A 22,234-nucleotide genomic window follows, 5' to 3' on the forward strand; every position below is an offset into this window, starting at 1 on the left:
ACAACTGGGATTTGCCAGATGGACACGGTACGGTGGATTTGGAGATTGACAGCGGGAAGGAAAAGAAAAAACGTAAAAAGTAAGGTAAGACAATCCAGTTCTTGCTTTGTTATAGAGGCTAAATATAGTTTAGATTCTTAAGTTTATTGATCTAAATGCAACTTAGTAGAGGGAGCTGACTCATTCAGACCATCGCTACTTTGAGCTGTAATAGCTGAGAAGCTCACAAAAAAGCTCTTTGGTATAACGTTACTAATTGTTGAGGCTTTTAAATTTTAGGCAACGAATGCCAATCATCACTTATCAAAACCACACAATATCCACACGCTAAAATTTGACCAAAAACCATAACTTACTGCAAATATATTGGTAAGATGGACATCATTATTTTCAGGTACTGTCCCTAGGTACTAAATACCCTCTAATGCACGCTCTTTTCATTAGCTTTTATTAGCTTGTTTGTGAGGCTTATGAGGACTAAAACCGACTTTCACTGGCATCAAGTCTAGATTTGATGCCGGAAACACATTGCAATAGGTAACCTATGTTTGAACAAGTATTTAAAAACGTCGATGACATCTTCCACAAAGACGCTGGCTGCTCCTCTGAGCTAGATTACACAGAACAATCATCATGGATGCTGTTTTTAAAGTACCTCGACGACCTTGAATTCACCAAGTCGCAAGAAGCGGAAATGATGATGGAAACCTACGAATACATCATCGACGAGCAATACCGTTGGAGCGAATGGGCTGCGCCAAAAGATGCTGAAGGCAACTTTGATCACAACAACGCCTTAACGGGTGATGACCTGATGGATTTTGTTGATGGTCAACTGTTCCCTTATCTAAAAGGCTTTAAGCAACGTGCTGATAACGCCAATACCATTGAATACAAAATTGGTGAGATTTTTAGCGAGATAAAGAACAAAATTCAAAGTGGTTATTCACTGCGTGACGCACTCGAGAAAATTGATTCATTACGTTTTCGCTCACAGCAAGAAAAACACGAGCTTAGCCACTTGTACGAAGCTAAAATTAAAAACATGGGTAACGCTGGTCGTAACGGTGGCGAATACTATACCCCACGTCCGTTAATCCGAGCGATGATCGATGTTGTTCAGCCTAAGATTGGTGAAACCATTTACGATGGTGCAGCAGGCTCGGCAGGCTTTTTATGTGAAGCATTTGATTATCTACGCCAAGGTGGCCGTGATAAAACAAAGTTAAGCACTACCGATTTAGCGACACTGCAAAATGACACCTTTTACGCCAAAGAGAAAAAGTCACTGGCTTACGTTATCGCTATCATGAACATGATTTTGCACGGTATCGAAGCGCCTAACGTATTACACACCAATACACTGTCTGAAAACTTGCAAGATATTCAGCCAAGTAATCAACACAGCATCATTCTGGCTAACCCGCCGTTTGGTGGTAAAGAGCGTAAAGAGGTTCAAGAGAATTTCCCAATCCAAACGGGCGAAACGGCGTTTTTATTCTTACAACACTTTATTAAAATGCTAAAACCTGGTGGTCGTGCAGCGATTGTCATTAAAAATACTTTCTTAAGTAATACCGACAACGCAGCGATTAAATTGCGTAAAGAGTTACTGGAAAATTGTAACTTACATACCGTGCTAGATTGCCCTGGTGGAACATTTTTAGGCGCAGGTGTAAAAACTGTCGTGCTGTTTTTCACCAAAGGTGAGCCGACCCTAAACACATGGTTTTATGAACTGAATGTTGGCCGTAACATGGGCAAAACCAACCCACTAAACGATAAAGATTTAGAAGACTTTGTTAAGCTGCAAAAAGCTGCCGCCTCTAATAAAAAAGCCGATGAGACAGCCTTGAGCGGTACAAAGAGCGGTGAATCAGATAATTCATGGTCAGTTGCTATCAGTAACATTGATGAAAGCACCTATGACCTGTCAGTTAAAAACCCAAATGTAGAAGAAGCAGTGCCACTGCGTGAGCCTAAAGTGATTATTGACGACATTATTAAACTCGACAAAGAATCAGAGGCTATTTTAGCTAAGATTCAGGAGCTGTTGTAATGGGGTGGCCTTTAGAAAAATTACAGTCATTATGTGATGTTTTTACTGATGGTGACTGGATTGAAAGTAAGAATCAATCTACAGAAGGTGTACGATTAGTTCAGACAGGCAATGTTGGGGAAGGACAGTTTAAGGATCGCAGAGATAAAGCAAGGTTTATATCGGAAGCTACATTTATAGATTTAAAATGTTGTGAAATACACGAAGGAGATTGTTTGGTCTCTCGACTGCCAGACCCTGTAGGACGTTCATGCATTTTGCCAAATACTGGCGAGAAAATGATTACTGCTGTTGATTGTACGATTTTAAGATTCAATAAAAATCTAATGATTCCAGAATTCTTTAATTATTTCTCTCAATCTAATTCCTATTTAATGCTCGTCGAATCACTGACTTCAGGGGCAACGAGAAAACGAATAAGCCGAAAAAACTTAGGTTTAGTTGAAATACCTACTCCATCAATTCCAGAACAAAAACGCATTGTAGCACTGCTCGATACCGTGTTTGCCGACTTAGAACAAACCCGTGCTAAAACCGAACAAAACCTAAAAAATGCCCGCGAGTTATTCGATAGCTACCTACAACAAGTCTTCAGCCAAAAAGGTGAAGGATGGGAGCAGAAAAAATGGGGGGATATGTGCAAATTCATCAGAGGCCCATTTGGTGGGAGTTTGAAAAAATCTATGTTCAAATCGGAAGGATATGCTGTTTACGAACAGAAGCATGCTATTCATGACCATATTGAACAGCTCAGATATTTTGTAGACGAAGAAAAGTTTGAGGAAATGAAACGTTTCGAACTAAAGCCTGGTGAGCTGATTATGAGTTGCTCCGGTGTAACACTTGGCAGAGCCTCCGTAATTCCAAAAGGTGCGCCGAAGGGGATAATTAACCAAGCTCTATTAAAACTTACAGCAAATGATGATCTTGATATTCATTTCTTAAAGTATTGGATCAGAAGTAAAATTTTTCAAGATATCATTTTTGAACATGCAGGTGGTGCAGCTATTCCAAATGTTCCAGCGGCTAAAATTCTTAAAGAAATAAAACTGCAAATTCCAACTCTTGAGAAACAAAAAATTATCGTGTCAGAGATCGATTCCATGGTAAGTAAACGTGACTCACTTTTACGAATTTACACTGAAAAGTTAGCAGCTTTAGATGAACTAAAAAAATCCATCTTACAAAAAGCCTTTAGCGGTGAGTTAACTCACGATTAAATCGCCCTCTAAAACGTAATCACAAGGTAGTGTTATGAGTAGAAACGAATCTGAAACCCGTGCCGAATTAATCTCGCCGAAATTGACTTTGGATGGCTGGGGTAAGGCTGAACATAGCTTCATTCGCCGTGAAGTTTCTATTACTGCTGGGCGTATTTTGGGTGGCGGTAAACGTGGTTCAAGACTCAGTGCAGATTACGTTTTAGAGTTTCAAGGCCGTAAGTTGGCAGCGGTTGAAGCAAAGCGTGAAAGCCTAGGTTACACCGAAGGTGTGCGCCAAGCCAAAGACTATGCCTCACGTTTGCAGTGTCGTTTCGCTTACGCCACAAACGGGCATGATATTTACCAAATCGATATGCTGACGGGTGCTGAGAGCTTAGTTGATCGTTACTTAAGCCCAGAAGAAATGTGGGCGATTGCATTTAATGGTAAAGACGGCAAAGCGGAACCAGAGTTTACCAGTACATGGCGTGAAACGTTCGCAAAAATTCCCTTTGAATGTAAAGGAGACTGGCAACCACGTTACTACCAAGAAAATGCCATTAACCAAGCGTTAGAGGCGATAGCCCAAGGCAAAGATCGTATTCTACTTACCCTTGCAACAGGTACAGGTAAAACCTGTATCGCTTTTCAAATGTCTTGGAAGCTATTCAACAGCCGTTGGAGTTTACAAGCAGCTAAAAAACCAAGTAACGCTAAAAAGCGCCCACGCATCTTGTTCTTAGCTGACCGTAACGTACTCACGAAGCAAGCCTTTAACGACTTCGGGGCTTTTGGTGAAGATGCTGTAGTGCGTATTACCCCAAGTGAAATTAAAAAAGCCAAAGGTGTACCTAAAAATGCCAGTATCTTCATGGCAATTTTCCAAACCTTAATGACTGACAGCACAAATAAAAACGGCACTGATACTGAAGAGGTTGAAGACGAAGAATTTGAGCAAGCTATCATCACCGACACTAGCAACTGTAACTTCAGACAATATCCTGAAGACTTCTTCGATTTCATCATTATTGATGAGTGTCACCGTGGCGGTGCGAATGATGAGAGCTCATGGCGAGATATTCTTAACCACTTTAAGCCTGCGGTACAATTAGGCTTAACAGCTACACCAAAGCGTACTGAAAATGCCGACAGTTATAAGTACTTTGGTGATCCTGTTTATAGCTACACCTTAAAGCAAGGCATCAACGATGGCTTCTTAACACCTTTTAAAGTGTATCCAATTGTAGGCACTATGGATGAGTACATCTATACCCCAGGTGATGCAGTCACTTTTAAAGGTGAGCCAGAGCCAGGCAAGGTTTACAAAGAGAGTGACTTCAACCGAATTATCACCATGTCTCAGCGAGAGCAAAAGCGTGTGCATTATTGGATGGATCATATCAATTCACATGAGAAGACCATCGTATTCTGTGCCACTCAGGAGCACGCTGGTATGGTTCGAGATTTCATCAACCAGTATGCATCTAAGAAAGGTTGGACAACAAATCCAAGTTACTGTGTTCGCATAACGGCTAACGATGGTGCTGCGGGTGAAAACGACCTACGTACGTTCTGTGACAACGAAAAAACGATTCCGACAATCTTAACGACCTCTCGTAAGCTATCAACCGGTGTTGATGCTCGTAACGTGCGTAACATTGTATTGATGCGTCCATGTAACAATATGATTGAGTTTAAGCAGATCATTGGGCGTGGCACACGTATGTATGATGGTAAATCATTTTTCACGGTATATGACTTCGTAAAAGCGCATCATAACTTCTCTGATCCTGAGTGGGATGGCGAACCACTGCCTCCAGAGGAAAAGCCTGACGAAGAGCCTTGTAATATTTGCAACAACAAACCATGTAGTTGCTTATGTGAAGAGTGTGGTTTTAATCCGTGTAATTGTGACACTGAAGCCCCTGACGTGCCTTGTAACGAATGTCATCAATCTCCGTGCCAATGTCCTGATAATGGAACAGATGAACCTTGCAATAACTGCGGAGACACCCCTTGTTGCTGCGATACTGGTGAAGGAGGTGGGGGGACTGGTAAACCAGAGAAGATATTCATTACTCTAACCGACGGCAAAGTACGCCAAATACAACACATGAAAAGTGTATTGTTTATGGGCGCCGATGGGGAAATGCTCACCGCGAAGCAATTTGTTGAGCAACTGTTTGGTGATTTACCACGTTTCTTTGGCAATGAAGATGAGCTACGTGAGATATGGAGTAACCCAAGTACTCGCGAAAAGCTATTAGCGGATTTGCAAGAAGCCGGCTACGACGACGAAAAGCTCGATAGCATGAAAGACATTATCGACGCCAAAGACAGCGACGTATACGACCTGTTAGCCTTTGTCGCCTACGCCAGTGAGACGCACACACGTAAAGAGCGTGTAGAAACAGCCAGACCAGCTATATCGAGTGAGTTCACCTACAAACAGGTCGAATTTATCGAATTCATTTTAGATAAATACATAGAAGATGGCGTACAAGAATTAGCAGCCAAGAAAATGCGCAGCCTAGTCGAACTCAAATACAACACCATAAGCGACGCTGCAGCAGAGTTCGGCTCTCCAGCCGCAATACGAGAAACGTTTATCGGGTTTCAGAAGCATTTGTATGAGTAAGGAATCACTCAATACCATGAAAAATATATATAAATCTCATATCCAAAGAGCAAGTCAATTAAATGATGCAGAGAAACTTTCATTTCTTACATCAGTATTAAGATCTTTATTACAAACTGTAGTTGTAACTTCATTTGAACTAATTCAAGCGAAAACACCTTCTGATGAGATAGACTTGGTCGATTTTACTAATAGATTTTGTAAACCGTCTGATGGGCTGCCTTTACAAATTCTAGATAACACAATTCCTTTTTTGAGAGAGTATGTGGCTCCACAGTTAATGCTTGGGTGGTTTGAAAAGTCCGAAGCAGTATCCTGCCCTTTAGGAAAACAATTAGTTAAGTGGGTCGAGTTTCGAAATAAGCGTAGTGCACATGGAGTTTTAGACGATAAGGTTGTTTCAGAGTGGGCCACTAGAACAGAAGAAATCATTTACGATTGTCTTGAAGTTTTTCACCTAATGCTCCCCATAGTCGGTACGAACAACTCAATTAAACTACCTGAAGGTATAGGAAGTATTAATATTGAAACGCCGTTACTTTATAAGGGGAGTGCAGTTGTCATATTAAGTGCCAAACCCAAAAAAGGTATTTGGAAGTTAGCGGGGCAAGTCTTATCTTATGACAACGCTGAAGAGTTTATAGTGCAGCTAAGTGATAATAGTATATTTTCTATAGATAACATGAGGTTGTTCGACAAATTTGAGCTGTCTGAAATAACCTCAAATGATAAAGAATACTCTTTTTATCATAATTTCCCAGTAAGACAAACAGATACTTTTGAAGGGCGTACAGAGGAACTTAAAAATCTTGAAGAATGGATGGATGATGAAGATTCAAGGTATTGTCTTGTATACGGAGATGGAGGATATGGTAAAACCACACTAGTTCTAGAATTACTAAATCAATTCAAAGAAAGTAATTTTGACTTTAATGAGCCTATTCCGGAAATAATCTGCTATCACACCGCTAAGCTGACCAAATGGACTGAACAAGGTTTAACCCACTTTACTGGTATTACACCGGCTATGGATGAGTGTATTAGGGAGCTTATGAGGTGTTTTTATTCAGTACTCCCTGCTGAATGGTATTCAATTTCAGGTCGTGCATTAATCGATAAAGCGGTCGGTGTTATCAAAGAAAATAAATACAATCGTAATGACATACTTTTAATTCTCGACAATACAGAAACATTGGCCACGTCTGCGCAAGAAGTTAAAGACCTTGGTGTGTTTTTCAAATTAGTTGGGAAGTTAATTGGTCGACTAATTATTACATCTAGGAGACGTGAATTTATAGAAGCGACTCCTATACCCATTGAGGGGCTGACAGAAATAGAAGCAGTATCCTTAATGCAAAGAATCGCACAGGATTATTCAGCAACACCTATCCTTCAGGCTGGGGACTCTAAATTACGGAGAGTATCAAATCAATTAATGCGAAAACCGCTTCTGCTAGAAGCGCTAGTAAAGTATGTTTCGTATTCTCAAGTAGGCATTGATGCTGCGATTGAGAATATATTTAGGAAAAATAACGCAGAGTTATTAGAGTTTTTATATGAAGATGCTTGGGCAAGAATGAACCCATTGCAAAAAGAAGCTTTTTTAATTTTAGTTCACGTTAAATGCCCTTTAGATCAAGTATCAATTGGTCAAATTTGTCAACAAGTTGGCATTCAAAATGCTGAATTTCAACAAAGCCTAGTTGAGACCCATTTTGCAAATTTAACAGATTACGGCAGAACATACTCTTTAGAAGTCGTAGACTTAGCAAGCCAGTTTTTCATGCATCAATACACAAAGTTCGAAGAAAAATACAGAGAAAAAATAAAGCTTCTTGCTCTGCAGGTAGAACACTATGCTGTTGAAAGAGAAAGGATAGAGAAAGAATATCAATCAGATAGGGTTGATGAGGCATTTAGAAGTGAATATGCGAGAGCTGCCAAGGTGCTAGCCGGAAAAGGTGATATTGATGGTGCTGTCGAAATGTATGAACTCGCAATTGAAGATGACCCTCTTAATTCAGCCTTATTTGACAGGTTCGCTTGGTTGCTTTTCAATAAGACAACTAACTACCCCTATGCAAAAGAAATGGGGGAGAAAGCAGTAGAACTTGATCCATTAAATTGTGATGCTTTAGTCGATTTGGCGCTAATAAATTACCGGTTAGAGGATTTAGTCGAGGGCGATAAGTATATCGATCGCGCTAGAAACGTAGGTAGGCCAGAATCTTTTTGTTTATTGAGAAAAGCAATTGCTAGATATTATCAAGCAGATAAGCTATATCGCCATAACGATTCCATAGCCATGCTAGCTGGTGCTTTAGAAATGCTGAAGCGTGCCGAAAAAACAAATGTAAAATCAGATGGATATAGTGCGAAAAATTTAGATAGTATAATTAAGTTTAAGGGGCTTGTATCCAACAAAATCAATAAATTTAATGCTAAGAAAGTCCAACATGATGGTGCATTAAAAAGAAAGTAAGTTTTTACTGGGCTGTTGTATATATTAGGGATGATTTACGTTGATGTTAGACAACATAAAGGTTGTTTTGAAAGAAAAGCCAGGGCTAAAAGGTAGAGAAATAGCCCGGGAGTTAAATAAAGACAGAAAAGAAGTTAATTCCTTTCTGGCAAAAAACAGCGATGGTCTATATCAAATAGACTATAAGTGGTTTATTGAAGATACAGATACCGTTGAGTGGAATATTGATAAATGTTCATGGTTAGCATGTGATTCTTTTGAAGAAAGCTATTTAGGTATAGGTAATATTTTACTGGCTAAAGAATCAAATGTTATTATTAATTTTCCTGAAGACTGTAAAATATTATTGATAGCAGGGGCTCGTATTATGGCTCTTGCGAATCAATTACACCTTAAAGGAAAAAACGTCACTTTAAACTTCGGTGGTTGCCCTAAAGCTAGGGGGTATCTTAACCGGCTCGGTTTTTTTGATTATGTGAATAGTGACATTGAGGTATTACCGGGTCGACCTAAAGCTTCGAAAGCTAAAAAGTATAAAGGCAATAGCAAAAATTTAGTTGAGATTGGTAATATTGATCTACAAGAATTCAATGAAGAATTACCGAAAGAATTAACAACAGCTTTTACTCATCATGCCGGTGAAGAGTACTATATGGCTGCTTTTACGGTTTTTTCTGAGCTTATTGGAAATGTCGAAGAGCATAGTGAAACACCTATACCAGGCTTTGCAGCATTACAGCTTTATAATGGTAGAGAAAAGCATATTCAAATTGTTATATCAGATCATGGTTTAGGTTTAACTAATACCCTTAAAACAGGGTTAGCAGAGCATTATCCTGATCTTGCTTCGTCTTTAGACTTAGATGATATCGAGTCAGATATCGTATTGATTAAAAAAGCTTTAGTTGAAGGTAAGTTAAGTCGGTATGGTCATAACCCTGAAAACATTGCACGAGGCCTGGGGCTCAAAAAAAGCCAAGATTATGCATTAAAATACAATGCAGAAATAACCGTCAGGCAAGAATCAATTTTAGTTAAGCTCTTATATAAAGAGGGTAAATTGGTTAATTCTTTTTATCAAATAGATCTTGGATTCTTAGCGGGAACCCACATTTGTTTTGACTTTATCTTAGATTAAGTTAATAATTATCTCGGTAAATACCTTAATTTAACCAGAATTCGATGATGAAACTTATAGAATACACAAATGGAAATGACCACCCTTTTGGTAACAAGCAAGGGCAAGAAACCTATAAGAAATTAAAAGAGTTTTTTGACAATAATCTTTGTGAAAATGTTGTTGAGTTGAGCCTCGAAGGGATCAAGGCAACCGATGCATCCTTCCCTAGGGAAAGTGTGATTTCAATTATTAAACACTTGAATGGTGAGAAATCATTCTACATTACCGGTTTCGATTCAAAAGATCTATTAGACAACTGGGATTACGCTGCTAAAGCTAAGAATCAGCATGTTATAACTCTATTTGAAAATACTCTAGAGGTACTTGGCCCTGAGGTAAATGCTTCAACTAAATCTTTAATTGAGTACGTGTATAGTCAGCCATCAGTGACTACAGCCAACGTTGCTAAAGCTCTTTGTTTGTCTGTTCAAAATGCTAGTACCAGATTAAAAAAATTAGTTAATGAAGGGATTATTCTTCGAGAAGAAGAGGCTGCTCTTTCAGGTGGGAAAGAGTTTATATACAGAAGATTGTACAATTCTGTTTAAATACCATTGTTTAACCAGAGTGGATCGTTTAGTATACAAATTGAGCCTCGGCTCATTTTTTATAACATCAGGTTAAACAGCTTTATTTAATCAGAAAACCTGGTGCGGTTATTTTTTCAAAATTACGGAGTATTTTAAATGACTAATTCCAAGCAATCTTCAAAAAACATGGCGTCAAAGGCAGCTTCTACACTCAATGATACTTCAGCGTCAAAAATTCAGAAGTCTCTTGCTGCATCTGTATTGAGCCAATCTAGTACAAGTAACCAGACTAGCGGTGATATGGAGACTGTCGCTTCCAATGTATTGAAAAGCGATAAGTATAGTGATGACACAAAGTCACTGGCTGCGTCAGTACTTTCTCAATCTAACAAATCAAGATAACAGTTAACTGTACTCAGAAATGAGTGCTGGAGGGATTCATATGCTTTTACAACAAGCAACAAGCAAGTCTGAACAGACTTGGGAAGACAAATTTAAATCTTGGTCTGTTGGGCCGAGTAAGACTGAAGAAGAGCGTTGTGAAAATGCCATTAATATGATCAAAGATGCTATAAGCTCTTCAGAAAAACTTAAAAATAGAGATGTAAAGATATTCCTACAAGGATCTTATAGAAACAAAGTTAATGTAAGGGCTGACTCCGACGTAGATGTAGGAGTGGTATGTAAAGATGTCTTTTATGCTAACTATCCGAAAGGGTATAACCGTGACTCTTTTGGCTATACAGAATCTTCATATACATTTTCAGAATTCAAAAACGACGTTGAAGAAGCACTAGTTAGCAAATTCGGTAGAGTCGCAGTCACACGAGGTAACAAAGCTTTCGACATTAAAGCAAATTCTTATCGAGTTGAAGCTGATGTTGCTCCATTCATGGAACATAGAAGGGTTAGTACTGATGGAAGCTACCTAGAAGGTGTGCAACAATTTTCTGATGATGGTAAATCAATTATTAATTGGCCCGAACAGCACTATGAAAATGGAGTAAGCAAGAATACTGCAACTTCTCGTAGGTATAAAAGAACAGCTAGAGTTCTCAAAAAACTGAAGAATGAGATGGCGAATAATGGCTACAGTCATTTAGACAACATCCCCGGATTTCTATGCGAATGCTTAATATGGAATGTACCAAATAGTCATTTCAATAAGGATCGTTTTTACGATGTTTTAAGAAGCAGCATTGGTTACCTTTATCATGAACTAGATAAGGATGCCTCTGATGAATGGGGCGAAGTAAGTGATTTGAAATATTTGTTTGGTACTTCACAAAAGTGGACAAAGAAGCAGGCTCAAGACTTTCTTAAAGCTGCTTGGAATTATGTGGGGTTTGAGTGATGAAAAATGTAGTGCTCAAAAGCAGCATATATGTGCTGATAGGTGCATCTGCACTTATCTGGTTTGGGTTAGCTTGGATAAGTGATCTTAACCTATCCTTCGCTAAGGACTTCTTCAGCCTTGTACCCAAAGTTGTCAGTGTCGATCTGTTGTTAATAGCTATTTTTGTTAAATGGGGTTGGAAATTCAAGGTTTTCAGAGGGTGGTTAGTTCCTTTCCCCGATCTGAATGGTACTTGGATTGGTCACATCTATTCAAATTGGATTGATGGAGAGACTGGAGAGAAGATTAAACCAATACCAGCGATGCTTACGGTAAAACAGAATTTATTTTCAGCCTCTTATGTTGTTAGAACAGCCGAAATGCAAAGTGATTCTTATGTTGAAGGTTTTTTAATTGATGAACAGCGTCAACAAAAAGAACTCACCTATAGCTATTCAAGCAAACCACGAGTAAGCGTAACCCACCGCAGCAATCCTCACGATGGAGCGTGTGTACTTTCTATTATCGAAATCCCTAAACGTAAGCTAAGTGGACGTTATTGGACGGAGCGGCAAACAACTGGAGAAATGATTTTTGAGTTCTACAGTGACGAAATTCTAGAAGAGCTACCTGAGGAGCACCGTGGCCATCCTAAAACTGAAGCGGAAAATAGAAGGTTGTAGTGTCAACTTTTATTGAGCATGGTTTTATAACTACTCTGAAAGGCTTTTCAGAGTTATGGGTTGTGGTTGACGGCATTTCAGCTCTAGCAGACGTTGAGTACATAGTGAGATTACGTGCGAAGTTCAACATCTAATATCGCCTTTTCTACCTTGAGGGGGAGAATTCACTCTTGCTTGCTAGTAGCATAGGTGCTGATAGGTAATAAAGTTTGTCATTATATTGGCCTAATCGAGAGTTGATATAATGAAGCTGAACGCTAGCCCAATACCTTGTTGATTGAGCTAACTATAATCATGTCTATATTATAGATTATAAGTTTCCACATAATTTGTGGTGCAGTTTAATGACATAGAGGTTCTATGAATCAAGTTAATTTACAAGCTCCTCATGTCATAAGGAACGGGGTAACAACCGTCCTGAATATCTTGATTAAATGGCAATGTAGTAAGCATCAGATTGCTTGCCTGTTACTAGTGCCAGCCGACTTTGAAGTGCAAGATTTAGAGGCAATGAGTTTTAGCCAAGAGCAGCAAGAAAGAGTTAGTTATATATTGAATATCCATGCTGGTTTGAGGTCTATTTTCAGTAACCCTGAAAACATTTATGGCTTCATGAATATGAGTAACCATAACCCTCCATTCAACGGTGATAAGCCAATCGATTTTTTAATGAACGGTGGTAATGCTGAGTTTGAAGCTGTAATCAAGTCCATTGATAGCCTAGCCATGCCTAAGTGAAGTTAGGTTTTGCCTGAAGTGCTGATATGACAAATGTAGTATTTTGCTTTAATAGGTACATTAGTTGAGCAGAACTTTGCACTATTACAACCTGATTTTGTTGTGCCCTCGCGTATAGCATCAGCGTTTTTGAGTCGACGGCCTCGTAAAGTCTTGCTAGCCAAAAGCGTTTTGTTTCAGGTTGCAACTGCTGACTACCAACAACTAAGTAGCTTTTTAACGCTAAGTGATTGATCAAGGTTCTTGATATGCCATGCAATGCAGCTTCATGCTTGTTGCTTAATAGAGTTCGATACACTCCAGCTGTGGTGTATAGGCTTCCATCTTGAGTAGACTGATATTGTTCAGTTATCAGTTGGTATATCAAATCCGTATCTTGATAAATAAGTGAGATGATAGGTTGAGATTCATCAGGAATAGTCAGCAGTAATTTATAATTTGAAGGGGGAAAGTACCCTGTTACAGCAATCTGCTCATGGCTTTGTTGTAGGAGCTGCTTACAGGCTTCTCTATTGTTCTCTGGTTTATGCAACTCTATAGTCGAGCCATCCTGCTCAAGAGCTTTTTTCATATGCTTATACCTCGTTAAAATGGTGAGTTGAATGTTGAGACTACTTGCTCTCTAAACCCACCAGAAAAATCTAGTGAACCTACGCATGAGTTAGAGTGATTGTTGGGGCTATAGTCTAGATTTTCGGTACTGTGAAATTCAGTAAAACCGACAGAGTTGTCATCAAAAATCGTCGGGGATTTATTAGTTTTGATTTTAGAGTTCGTCATTTGAAGTGAATGCTCAGCGGATTTAATTGGTTCTCTTATTATCACTGTTGAATCAGGTAACTCAACATCAATTCGGTGTGCAAACTTGACAAGTTTTGGTGCGGCAAGCGTGTATAGCCAAGCCTCTTGGTTCATAGCCTCATTTACTCGTAGAATTCGACCCAGAATTTGCCGGAAGTAGAGCTCTGTTTTTACTCTGCTGAGGTGGCAACAAACTTGTAAGCGAGGGATGTCAGTACCTTCGCTTATCATGCCTACACTGACAATCCAGTTTGTTGTGCTATTCCTGAATTCGTTGATTTTATGCGAAGGGAGATCTTCTTTATAGGTAACTATTTCGGCCGTTTGTGAATATTCATTTTTGAGCATATTAAGAATATATCTAGCGTGCTCTACTGATGACGCAACGACAAGCCCCGCAGCGTTTGGGTTGTGCAGCCTAATGTCATTGAGCTTTTTGGTAGCCAGAGTTAAGCAGTGTCGAATGGCTTCATTATTTTTGATGACCGACTGATAAGAAATCGATGAACCTTTGAATAGTTCATCTAGGCAATTAAACGTCTTAGTTTCACTCTCTTCATCGGTAATCGAAATCTTTTCATTATCAATCAATACAATCTTTGGGGGGCGGCATACACCTTCGGCGACAGCTTCTCTTAAGCCATAAATGTAATCACACAGTATTTGATTGTCTGGGGCTGTATATCGTGACAGAGCAATAGGTGCTTGGTCTGAGCGCCACGGTGTACCGGTTAACGCTAGAGTGTATGCTGCTTGGTTTTGAATATTCAGTAAGATCTCTTCCCCCCAAACATTCGCATCTTCAAGAGAACTTCCTGCACAGTGGTGGATTTCATCAAAGACTACCAGTACTCGATTTTGCTTTAATAATTGCCAGAAATCCTCTTTGAAAGATAGCATGCTTTGATACGTATAAGAGCAACCAACGGCACCTATGATGCCATCGAAACGACATTCCAGCCGTTTCGAAAAAGTATGCTTGATGCCTTGCGATATATTTATCGACGGTGAAAAGCAAAGAATAAAGTCGATAAGGTCTTTTTCTATTAGCTTAGCTGCAACTTCAGCCGCCATAATCGTCTTACCAGCGCCTGGGGTTGCTAAACAAAGGAAATGTCTGTGTTTATCATTAAAGTGCTCTAGAGCGCGATTAACGCACTCTGATTGCCATTGTCTTAGATGCATTAAGGTTGCTTTTGCTGATGAGCGATAACTGACTTAATCGCTTTGATTTGACCAAGTAGCTTTGAGCTGTTTTCACGGGCCTGTATATATTGGAATTCTAAGTATGTCTTCATTTCAGGGAAGGATTGATACAGGTGCATATACTCTTTTGACTCACCAATGCTAGTAAATAAATCAACTTGAGACTCTTTCAAGCGATCTTCAAGTCGTTGAATTACACTGCTAGTGATTGCTGCAGTTGGTTTAGCTTGGTTCGCAGTGGCAACAGCTGTGCTTTTTACAATGAATTTAGCGTTAAAAAATAACTCAGACTTATGGTACACAAGAGTTTTAGAGTTTTTAGTCCCTTTCTTCAGCAGTAAACCTTTCTTAACTAGTCTAAGAATTTGCCTGTAAACATACTTACGAGCCTCAATTAGATCTTGGGTTACTGAGGAGTTTGCTACGTATGCATCCCGTAGCTGTGTCACGTGGAAATTGTCAAAGTTCTCATCCTGGAGAATAGTGTTTAGCTGAGTGTTAATTTTGATGGATATTTTTGACATTACTTTCTCGCAAGAGGCTCTTTATTTCTAGAACACAGGTCTAGAAGAACTTCACATTAATAATGCGGATTATAATCCGTGGCTTTATAAGCCGCAACTTTGGATAGTCTTTCTCTTTAACGAGATGAAAAATGAAAGACTTAGCTGTTCAATTTGGCGCAAAATTGCGAGATAAGCGCAAGGAACTCGGGATTTCTCAAGATAAAATGGCGTTACTAGCTGAGATCGACCGCAGCTATGCTGGCCGAATAGAGCGTGGAGAAGTGAACATCACCCTCGAAAAAGCATATCAGTTGGCCGAAGTTTTGAATTGTGATGTAAGGGAGATTTTGCCTTGATATTTGGTGCTGTTAATCAAATAAAAAGATTAGAGAAAAAGTGATCTTCTCTTAGTATGGACGGGCGCTAGTTAGAGCTTTAGCTAGTTTGTTATCACAAAAATCAGTCCCCTGATAATAAGAAATACATCACTGTGCCGAGGCGTTGTTGATCAGATCACGCTAAAGGAAAAAGGTTCATTCGATTTAGGAAATAAGGCCTAACTACTCTACCAACTATGCGAAATACTGTCGCTATATACTTCTAACACCGCACCACTGCAGGTTATAACTATCCTACTCAAATTATTAGCCAAACAGTTTGGAGTTATTATTGGTTTACATTGAGATTTTGTTATATTGAACGCCCCCCCCCCCCCCAACGGTTGGAGATTAGAAACTGTTATAGTAAATTCTATAAAGTTAATTTCAGAGTGTTATTAGGCTTAAGAGATATCCTTTTATAAACTCAGAATCATGGTGTAGCACTACTTTCCTATCACTCGTTGCCACCTTTCTGAGGATGCTTCCAACTATAGAATTGCAATTAAACAGGGGAGTTGAAAATGCTAGGCAGAGCACAACGTTTGGAGGTTATTCCAGCTGTTGAACACTGTAATTCTGTGTTCACTAGAAGCATACCATGTGGGTTGAACGATGGCTTTGAAGCCATATCCAGCAACTTATATCAGATTCATGAATTTACTAATAAAAGCCTTGAAGAGGGAAATACTGTCTATCAGTTACCTTATCTTTTTGAGTTAGATGGTTCCCCGTGGGTGGAAGCCAATCTATTTCTGCTCAATGCGGCTAAGGCCTCCACCCTAATCCTATCAGCAAATGATAAATTGCGACGTATGGCGTGGACTCTTCTGGATTACAAGATATTCTGCGAAGCTCAATCTGTTAAGCTATTTGACTTTTCTGCGTTGCGTCCAGTAAACCGACCTACTTATCGTTACTTCAAGTCGTTGCTAGAGCGTGATGATTTGAGTGGCAGGGTACTCAATCAGAAGACAAAAGTGATCTATGACTTCTACAAATATGTTCACGAAAAAGGTGGCCAAAAATTTATTATGGAGCGTGTTGATGTTACCAAGGCAATTAGTTTATTTATAAAAACTAAAAATGGTTTTGTCCAAAAAAAAGTGTTAAAGCGCAGTCAAACAGTTCCCACACCCTCAAGTCAACCAGTAACAGTAGGTTTCGTAAGGGATGAGGGGGAGGAACTTAGGCCGTTAGTTGGAGAGGAGTTCAATAGCCTTATAGGCGTTTTAGAAGGGCCTGTACTTTCATTAGAGCAACGGCTGATGGTTTGGTTTGCACTGTTGACTGGTGAGCGTAAGCAAACCATTTTGACATTGAGGATTCACCACTTGGAGCAGTTCAATGAGTCAAACCTCGGCAAGGATGACATGTATCGTCTTAAAGTAAGCCCAAATAATGGTGCTGATACCAAGTACAGCAAGCCGCATTTGTTATATGTTCCAAAGTTTTTGGCTGAAATGATGATTAGATACTCCAAATGCGATGCTTATTTATCTTTGGTAGCAAAATTTAGAGAGGCTCACGGTAACATTCTTCAAGGTGGTGAAATGTATTTATTTCTCACGAGAGAGGGAAATTGCCATTATATGGCCAAGAATGACCCTAGGTATTTGAAGGTTAGGACTAGGCCAACAGGTGGAAATACTAAAACTATAACGGATAATATTATTGCAGCTGCAGGTCTTGGTTTTCCTGAGGACTTTAGCTTTCATTGGCTGAGGGCTACATTTGCGCATCAGATGTATGGGCGGCTAAGGCCTTTAGTTGCTTCTGGGCAAATGATACACGGTAATGATGTTACTTTTATCCAAAAAAGGCTGCATCATTCGCATAGGGAAACGACTGAAGGCTACTTGAAATTATTCTCAACTGTGGATGAGAGGCTGATAGCGCAAGAAGAATATGAGAGTACGATGTTTAGCTCTTATATTCTTCAGGTCACTCGTCAGTTAACTGGCAGCTTTAATGGATAAAGTATCTTCTTTTATCTTAGAGCTAGATGAACTTTTTGCTGACATATTATCCCCCCAATATGTTCACGTAAAGTTTTCGGATGATGTGAGAGTCACACCTCTCTACATAGGAATAATCGCTTATAAGGATTTTGAGAAAGTTACCTCAAAATTAGATTATTCTTTTGGAGCCTATAATTCATACCACCCTCTATCTGATGAGGTACTTCCAGGGCGAGTGGAGTTCTTAAGAAAGCTATTTGACTATTTGTATATATCTCCAAATCGAGAGTCTACAAAGTTAATGAAGCTAAAAAAGGCTTTGTATTTTTCTGAGTGGTTCATTAGGAATGGCAATGCTGACTTTATGGAAAGTGAAAGCTTAGCTATTAAAGCTTACGTTTATTGGACTAGGGATATAGAGCGGCAGATAAAGTCGGGACTTTTGAAGTGGTCAAGAAAATCTGCCACAACCTTTCAAGCAGCTTTGCTGAACTTGTTTCAGATTCGATTCGGTGATGAAATTCGTTCTGATTTGCAGCAAGCAATATATAGTTTTTCTTCTAATCGTGCGGTTATAGAGGTTAGGTCATCACAAAACTCTGCTGAAATGCTTCATTCTTTACTGGATATAGCTAACGGGTTTACAAGCCTCGTAATTAATGAAGAGAACTTTCCCTATAAAATGGAATACCTAGGGAGGAAATATTTTATTTTTCCTAACGATAAGGGGTATGTAAAAACAGAGCACACTACATTCACTATAGGTAGTTATAACTATGAATCTGGAGCAATTGTTTCAATCGATGAAGTGTGCTCTGTACCTTTGAATGAGCGTAAGGTTCATCTTTGGACCATTAAAGATGCTGTCGTTAATTTGCAGAGAAACAATGAAGATAAAGCTAGCCTGATGAGGCTACGGTTTGCTGATTTGGCTTGCTGTTGCTACCTCGAAGTGTTCTTGATTCTTACGGGGATGCACCGCTCTGAGGTTGTTCAAATTGAGAGTGTCAATGAGATGTGTTCTACAAAATCTGAATACTCTAATGAGTTTAGGGCTATAAAGTTTCGAGCAAAAGGGAAGAAAATTTCTTATCGTCTACATAGAAATGGTGTTAAAGCATTGAATGGATATTTGCGTTTGCGGAAATGGCTTGTAGGAGAAATGCCTGATGCTGAGTTGGATAAGCTTTTTGTTCGTGTAGTGACACTGTCAGGAAGGGATCATAAACCTGCATATTTAAGAAATGTAAAGACTGATGATATTGGGCGTGTCTATGGAAGGCTCAAGGGGAAGTTCTTTCCTGCTGATATGAAGGCATTAACTCCCAGAGAGGTTAGACGGCTAAAAGCAGTTGTGCTGCATGAACAGGGCATATCTGCACAAGCGGTTGCTGACACGCTGAACCACAGTGAAGAAGTAAGCCTGAAGACCTATGCTAACACTAAGAGCAGCAGTCAAGCGGATGAGTTGGCTATTTTCTGGAGGAGTGTCAAGGAGGCTGCTAAGCAGATAAAAATTGTTCAGGTTGATGATGTTCTCATGTCGAACAATGCTGATATTTCTATTTCAACAGGGCACTGTGCTGATTTCAACAACCCTGTTGAGTCTGAAGCTAAGCCTTTAATCGAACCTAATTGTAAAACTCAATATGGTTGTTTGTATTGCACAAAGTATTGTTGTCATGCGGATGAAGAGGACGTACATAAGTTATGTAGCTTAGCTTTTGTCGTTAGCTCCCTAAAAAGTAAAAGTCTGTACCTAGACGCTCACCATGAAGTTATCTCGAAGTTACATATTAGGGTAAATGTTATTCTGAACCATGTTAAGTCATCTTCAGTACATGCACGTGATGTGTACGATACAATTTATTCAAAAGTGTGGGAACTTGGAGAGCTTACTCCGTTTTGGGAGCTGAGGTTACGTCGTTACGAGTCTATGGGGGTAGTTTTTTGAGAGTTCAACACGTTCATCAGTTGCACCATATGGAAAGCCAAAATGGGATAAGTATCCCCTCTGTTGACTTGGATGAAATTTACCCTAATCCGGATGTTATTATAAGCCAGGATGGAGATAAGGTTGTTAGTAGATTTAGAAATGATGAGTGGGACTTTAGCCCTTACTCCCCTTCTCCCAATAAGGAGCCAACGTTTAACTTTATCCGTAGCTTAACGATAAATGATTATGTTGGTACTTCAGAGAGAAAAGTGATAGAAGAGATCAAGCACTTACTTCTGGTTTTGTTATACGTGAACAGAGGGGGGCGTTTCGGTAGTATTTCTGTGACTACACTCCGGAAGTACTTTTATGCTTTAGCTGCAATGGGTCGTTTCTGCCTCTCTGTTCAGAGTGAAGATAGGCTTCACGATATAACAGTAAAGAAATTATTTTCTCAATCTCACCTTTTTAATCTATTCGCTAGACTCAATCCATCTGTTCTTGCTAATCGGAGCATGATAGATACTTTTAATTCATTTCGCCCGGTAAGTCAGAAGTATCTTGGTTTCAAAGTTGCTCAGGTTAATTTTGATGAAAATGCGTCAAGGCACCATAATCAACATCCGGTAATTCCTGGGGGAATATATCTTAACCTTGTGAATGGCCTATCTAGTGACATTGATTATATAGGTATTTTTTCAGGCCGGTTGACAGCCCTTATTGCAGAATTTGAGGATAAATGCGTTGGGCGAACTCATTCAATGCAGAAAACATTAAAAGTTTCGAAAAAAGAATACAGGATGACGGCTTCAGAGGTGATTCAGAGGCATGATCTGAGGAAGTTATTAGTTGAGCGTTACAATGTAACAAGTTTAGCCACCCTTATTACAGCTCTGTATAAAATACAATTCATTTGTCTGCATACCATTGTCCTATATACTGGTATGCGCTTAACTGAAGCTCTGAATATGCCCTTTGACTGTATTCAAAGAGAAGTGCTATCACCAGGGGTTGTCGATATTGACGGCATTGTTGCTGTAGAACCTGATGTCATTAACCTGGTTTCATACACAACAAAATTCACAGGTATTAAGGAAACTGCAAGTTGGCTAGCTAACTCGGACGTAGAGAAAGCTATCAACATTTTGAAGTCTATAAACTTAGGTTTTTGTCAATCAGAGAAAAAAGACTTTAGGGGGACTCTGTTTGTTAGTCCCAATCACCTTAAAGGTAAATCGCGGGTACGAACAGTGTTTAAGCCGAGCACTCATCAACCAGAATGGTACAAAAATCTCATTATCAAACAGGAAGATCTAGATATTTTAAGAGCGACGAACCCTGAGGATAAGTTGGAAGGGGGCGCATTCATTCTAGGTAAGCCATGGCCATTGGCTGCACACCAATTTCGGCGTTCTTTGGCTTTCTATGCAGCTAATTCAGGGTTTGTTTCACTTCCTACTCTTACGGTTCAGTTTAAACACTTAGCGTCTAGCATGACCAAGTATTACTGTCGGAATTATGAAGTTATTAGCTCTATTTTTGGCTATTTTAACCCTAAAAGTAATAGCTTTGAACTCCCCCAAGAGCATACATTACTCGACTTTAAAGAAGCTAGGCTCACTGTGGTGGTTGATACTTTAGTTAGTGATGTATTACATAGTGATGAAGTACTTTATGGGAAAAGTGGCAACTATATTCAAAGGCTTCGTAGCGATATCGAAAGCGACGATGCGCCAGTGGATATTTTAGAAGTTAGGCAGAAAACAGAAGAGGCTGTAAGCAGAGGAGAGGTTCATTATCGTCAGACTTTATTAGGGGGATGTACTAATGCGGAGCAGTGTGACTGCCTTATGCTCGGTGAGTTTACAAGTTGCTTGTCCAATGCATGTGCTGTGATTAAGCCTGTGAATGTGTCAGAACAAATTACTGAGTTAACTAAATACATAAACCTCCTGAAGCCTAACACTGGCGAATATCAGGTAGTAGATGAAGAGCTGAGAGAGTTAATTGCATTACAGAATCGTGAGAAGAGGAGAGCGCGATGAAGACAGGGTTAGAGAAATGCTTCGAGGCACTCGATCGGATTAAGGCGAACAAGCCTATTGAGCCAAAGTTTGTTGATCTACCGAAGCATAAGGTAACGGCTGCAGTTATTAGCCAGGAAGCTGGGTTTGATAGTGGATACCTGAAAAAGAAGCGTCTTCAGCATCAACCAATACTTAGCTTGATAGGCGCGTACAAGTCATCAGATACTGGTTGTACACTCTCCGTTCATGAGAGAACCAAAAGAGAAAAGCGTAAGGTAGAGAGCCTTCGGGTTCAATTGGACTTGACTGAGAACAAACTACATAATGCGCTCGCACGTGAGGTACTGTTACTTGATCAAATTGATAACATGGAGCGAGAACTAGCAAAGTTTGGTGTCAATAGTTGATTTTATTTAGCTGATACCTGACTGCTTTATGTCAATTTATTCCTATAGGGGCGAAGTCAATTATTTGGGTAAGAGTGAGTTATATATTTTGACTGTAATTCATTGCTGTAAAAGAATTTTAATTAAGGCTATTCAGAGTCAATTGATTATACAATTCAACGATGC

The 22,234-nt window shown here is 39.5% G+C and carries 18 protein-coding genes; 15 read left to right on the top strand and 3 right to left on the bottom strand.

Annotated elements, in window-relative coordinates:
• Positions 1–544: 544 nt before the first annotated feature.
• The 10 genes from BM736_RS24250 (at position 545) to BM736_RS24295 (ending at position 12,848) form a co-directional block, all read left to right on the top strand.
• Positions 545–2,059 (top strand): N-6 DNA methylase, encoded by a 1,515-nt coding sequence (locus tag BM736_RS24250; protein ID WP_076416838.1) that lies wholly within the window; start codon positions 545–547, stop codon positions 2,057–2,059.
• Positions 2,059–3,279 carry a restriction endonuclease subunit S gene (locus tag BM736_RS24255; protein ID WP_076416839.1) on the top strand — a complete coding sequence of 407 codons (1,221 nt, stop codon included), beginning with the start codon at positions 2,059–2,061 and terminating at the stop codon, positions 3,277–3,279. The genes BM736_RS24250 and BM736_RS24255 overlap by 1 nt, the downstream gene beginning before the upstream one ends.
• Before the next feature lie 34 nt (positions 3,280–3,313).
• Positions 3,314–5,899 (top strand): EcoAI/FtnUII family type I restriction enzme subunit R, encoded by a 2,586-nt coding sequence (gene hsdR / locus BM736_RS24260; RefSeq protein ID WP_076416840.1) that lies wholly within the window; start codon positions 3,314–3,316, stop codon positions 5,897–5,899.
• A 16-nt stretch (positions 5,900–5,915) separates the two neighbouring features.
• Positions 5,916–8,381, top strand: a complete 2,466-nt coding sequence (locus tag BM736_RS24265) for a hypothetical protein (protein ID WP_076416841.1) — start codon at positions 5,916–5,918, stop codon at positions 8,379–8,381.
• A 43-nt stretch (positions 8,382–8,424) separates the two neighbouring features.
• On the top strand, positions 8,425–9,519 hold the full coding sequence (locus tag BM736_RS24270) for a hypothetical protein (RefSeq protein ID WP_076416842.1): 1,095 nt from the start codon (positions 8,425–8,427) through the stop codon (positions 9,517–9,519).
• Between the two features lie 44 nt (positions 9,520–9,563).
• Positions 9,564–10,109 carry a winged helix-turn-helix domain-containing protein gene (locus tag BM736_RS24275; RefSeq protein WP_218638782.1) on the top strand — a complete coding sequence of 182 codons (546 nt, stop codon included), beginning with the start codon at positions 9,564–9,566 and terminating at the stop codon, positions 10,107–10,109.
• 138 nt (positions 10,110–10,247) lie between these two features.
• The gene (locus tag BM736_RS24280; protein WP_076416844.1) at positions 10,248–10,493 is read left to right on the top strand and encodes a hypothetical protein; all 246 of its coding nucleotides are present in this window, start codon (positions 10,248–10,250) and stop codon (positions 10,491–10,493) included.
• A gap of 40 nt (positions 10,494–10,533) precedes the next feature.
• Positions 10,534–11,445 (top strand): nucleotidyltransferase, encoded by a 912-nt coding sequence (locus BM736_RS24285; RefSeq protein WP_076416845.1) that lies wholly within the window; start codon positions 10,534–10,536, stop codon positions 11,443–11,445.
• Positions 11,445–12,110, top strand: coding sequence for a hypothetical protein (locus BM736_RS24290; RefSeq protein WP_076416846.1), 666 nt, complete (start codon positions 11,445–11,447; stop codon positions 12,108–12,110). Before BM736_RS24285 ends, BM736_RS24290 begins: the two co-directional genes overlap by 1 nt.
• Positions 12,111–12,470: 360 nt before the next feature.
• Positions 12,471–12,848 (top strand): hypothetical protein, encoded by a 378-nt coding sequence (locus BM736_RS24295; protein ID WP_076416847.1) that lies wholly within the window; start codon positions 12,471–12,473, stop codon positions 12,846–12,848.
• Here the strand turns inward: BM736_RS24295 and BM736_RS24300 are convergent.
• The 3 genes from BM736_RS24300 to BM736_RS24310 are packed head-to-tail and all read right to left on the bottom strand — an operon-like array spanning position 12,841 to position 15,379.
• A complete protein-coding gene (locus BM736_RS24300; RefSeq protein WP_076416848.1) occupies positions 12,841–13,419 on the bottom strand; it encodes a hypothetical protein in 579 nt (192 codons plus the stop codon). The genes BM736_RS24295 and BM736_RS24300 overlap by 8 nt on opposite strands.
• Positions 13,420–13,433: 14 nt before the next feature.
• The gene (locus BM736_RS24305; protein WP_076416849.1) at positions 13,434–14,834 is read right to left on the bottom strand and encodes a DEAD/DEAH box helicase; all 1,401 of its coding nucleotides are present in this window, start codon (positions 14,832–14,834) and stop codon (positions 13,434–13,436) included.
• Entirely contained in the window at positions 14,834–15,379 is a 546-nt protein-coding gene (locus BM736_RS24310; protein WP_076416850.1) for a response regulator, read from the bottom strand. Before BM736_RS24310 ends, BM736_RS24305 begins: the two co-directional genes overlap by 1 nt.
• Before the next feature lie 131 nt (positions 15,380–15,510).
• Between BM736_RS24310 and BM736_RS24315 the strand changes: the two genes are divergently transcribed.
• The 5 genes from BM736_RS24315 (at position 15,511) to BM736_RS24335 (ending at position 22,069) form a co-directional block, all read left to right on the top strand.
• Entirely contained in the window at positions 15,511–15,717 is a 207-nt protein-coding gene (locus tag BM736_RS24315; protein WP_076416851.1) for a helix-turn-helix domain-containing protein, read from the top strand.
• Positions 15,718–16,262: 545 nt separating this feature from the next.
• Positions 16,263–17,717, top strand: coding sequence for a site-specific integrase (locus BM736_RS24320; protein ID WP_083700533.1), 1,455 nt, complete (start codon positions 16,263–16,265; stop codon positions 17,715–17,717).
• A complete protein-coding gene (locus BM736_RS24325; protein ID WP_076416852.1) occupies positions 17,710–19,653 on the top strand; it encodes a hypothetical protein in 1,944 nt (647 codons plus the stop codon). Before BM736_RS24320 ends, BM736_RS24325 begins: the two co-directional genes overlap by 8 nt.
• 29 nt (positions 19,654–19,682) lie before the next feature.
• Positions 19,683–21,680 carry a hypothetical protein gene (locus tag BM736_RS24330; protein WP_143562479.1) on the top strand — a complete coding sequence of 666 codons (1,998 nt, stop codon included), beginning with the start codon at positions 19,683–19,685 and terminating at the stop codon, positions 21,678–21,680.
• Positions 21,677–22,069, top strand: coding sequence for a hypothetical protein (locus BM736_RS24335; RefSeq protein WP_076416854.1), 393 nt, complete (start codon positions 21,677–21,679; stop codon positions 22,067–22,069). The genes BM736_RS24330 and BM736_RS24335 overlap by 4 nt, the downstream gene beginning before the upstream one ends.
• The last annotated feature ends 165 nt before the right edge of the window (positions 22,070–22,234 follow it).

Origin of the sequence: Shewanella sp. UCD-KL12 (assembly GCF_001957125.1) — a bacterium.
In the GTDB taxonomy this organism is placed as follows: domain Bacteria; phylum Pseudomonadota; class Gammaproteobacteria; order Enterobacterales; family Shewanellaceae; genus Shewanella.

Bases quoted from the DNA above. Each gene is read 5' to 3' on its own strand.
- BM736_RS24250 (WP_076416838.1), top strand. From the start codon at position 545: ATGTTTGAACAAGTATTTAAAAACGTCGATGACATCTTCCACAAAGAC.
- BM736_RS24255 (WP_076416839.1), top strand. From the start codon at position 2,059: ATGGGGTGGCCTTTAGAAAAATTACAGTCATTATGTGATGTTTTTACT.
- hsdR (WP_076416840.1), top strand. From the start codon at position 3,314: ATGAGTAGAAACGAATCTGAAACCCGTGCCGAATTAATCTCGCCGAAA.
- BM736_RS24265 (WP_076416841.1), top strand. From the start codon at position 5,916: ATGAAAAATATATATAAATCTCATATCCAAAGAGCAAGTCAATTAAAT.
- BM736_RS24270 (WP_076416842.1), top strand. From the start codon at position 8,425: ATGTTAGACAACATAAAGGTTGTTTTGAAAGAAAAGCCAGGGCTAAAA.
- BM736_RS24275 (WP_218638782.1), top strand. From the start codon at position 9,564: ATGATGAAACTTATAGAATACACAAATGGAAATGACCACCCTTTTGGT.
- BM736_RS24280 (WP_076416844.1), top strand. From the start codon at position 10,248: ATGACTAATTCCAAGCAATCTTCAAAAAACATGGCGTCAAAGGCAGCT.
- BM736_RS24285 (WP_076416845.1), top strand. From the start codon at position 10,534: ATGCTTTTACAACAAGCAACAAGCAAGTCTGAACAGACTTGGGAAGAC.
- BM736_RS24290 (WP_076416846.1), top strand. From the start codon at position 11,445: ATGAAAAATGTAGTGCTCAAAAGCAGCATATATGTGCTGATAGGTGCA.
- BM736_RS24295 (WP_076416847.1), top strand. From the start codon at position 12,471: ATGAATCAAGTTAATTTACAAGCTCCTCATGTCATAAGGAACGGGGTA.
- BM736_RS24300 (WP_076416848.1), bottom strand. From the start codon at position 13,419: ATGAAAAAAGCTCTTGAGCAGGATGGCTCGACTATAGAGTTGCATAAA.
- BM736_RS24305 (WP_076416849.1), bottom strand. From the start codon at position 14,834: ATGCATCTAAGACAATGGCAATCAGAGTGCGTTAATCGCGCTCTAGAG.
- BM736_RS24310 (WP_076416850.1), bottom strand. From the start codon at position 15,379: ATGTCAAAAATATCCATCAAAATTAACACTCAGCTAAACACTATTCTC.
- BM736_RS24315 (WP_076416851.1), top strand. From the start codon at position 15,511: ATGAAAGACTTAGCTGTTCAATTTGGCGCAAAATTGCGAGATAAGCGC.
- BM736_RS24320 (WP_083700533.1), top strand. From the start codon at position 16,263: ATGCTAGGCAGAGCACAACGTTTGGAGGTTATTCCAGCTGTTGAACAC.
- BM736_RS24325 (WP_076416852.1), top strand. From the start codon at position 17,710: ATGGATAAAGTATCTTCTTTTATCTTAGAGCTAGATGAACTTTTTGCT.
- BM736_RS24330 (WP_143562479.1), top strand. From the start codon at position 19,683: ATGGAAAGCCAAAATGGGATAAGTATCCCCTCTGTTGACTTGGATGAA.
- BM736_RS24335 (WP_076416854.1), top strand. From the start codon at position 21,677: ATGAAGACAGGGTTAGAGAAATGCTTCGAGGCACTCGATCGGATTAAG.